The organism is Candidatus Symbiopectobacterium sp. NZEC135, assembly GCF_025962695.1.
Genome location: NZ_JAGFPF010000878.1, coordinates 1 through 870, shown reverse-complemented (window position 1 = coordinate 870; position 870 = coordinate 1). Strand labels below are relative to the sequence as shown.

Annotated in this window: 2 protein-coding genes; both read right to left on the bottom strand. The window is 50.0% G+C overall.

Annotation, left to right across the window (positions count from 1 at the left end; genetic code table 11):
• Nucleotides 1-76: 76 nt before the first annotated feature.
• Nucleotides 77-550, bottom strand: coding sequence for a YhcH/YjgK/YiaL family protein (locus J5224_RS31140; protein WP_264628871.1), 474 nt, complete (start codon nucleotides 548-550; stop codon nucleotides 77-79).
• 11 nt (nucleotides 551-561) lie between these two features.
• On the bottom strand, nucleotides 562-870 hold a 309-nt coding region (locus J5224_RS31135), incomplete at its 5' end, for an Ldh family oxidoreductase (RefSeq protein WP_264628870.1).

Below are 870 nucleotides of genomic sequence, written 5' to 3'. Positions count from 1 at the left end.
AACGGCGGCATACCACTCTGAAAAACAGAGCAATGTAGGCCGCCGTATGAGGGTTCGAAGAGGATTTAATCCGGGATCATGAACCTGGGTGCAACAGACGCACAGGAACCTTAGCCACCACTTTACGCACCGGGGCTTCATGTTCTACATGGCAAAGTGGAGCATGAATATCCCACGGGAATAAAATGACAAAATCACCCGGCGTTAACACGATATCCTTTTCTGTCCCCGCTTTACTGCGATAGAAGTAATTGTCTTGTTCAGGATGCGGATCGTCGGGTAGCGACTGAAGTACAGGTCGGTATTCCAACCGCTCTTGTCCAGAAATAACGAATTGCACGTCAATGTTGTCACAATGCGTTTCTGCAATACGTGCCTGACTGGGTGCCGTCGTTGCCTGAAACGTTTTGTACACCACGTCTTGCTGATGCATTTCACCGTCAGGGTGTTGAGCAAAATCAATCCCCTTCAGCGTCTCTAACACCTGATAGATCGCTGCCGGTAACTCCAAGCGAGACGCCGCTAATTGAGCAATATTGCCAACTATCATCGATTCCCCCTCTATTTCGCTAACGCGACAATCTCAGCCCAGACACCGTCATCAACAACAATCCCTTGGTCGCGTTGCTGCTCGCGCATTTTTACTTCCATTTCACCAGGGAAATAGACAGCACTTTTACCTTCCGCGGGTTGGGATGTCTTCACGTAGTCAGCAATGCTATCAGCCAAACGGTCGCTGAATTCGCTGCCACCGAGTTGGGCGGGATCAAACACCATGAATATCTGGCTGGCGCCGGTGCAACTCCCCTTTTGAATTTTATCAATTTCATTGGTTGGATGACCCGCAGAGAGCAATGCCGCCATGGCATC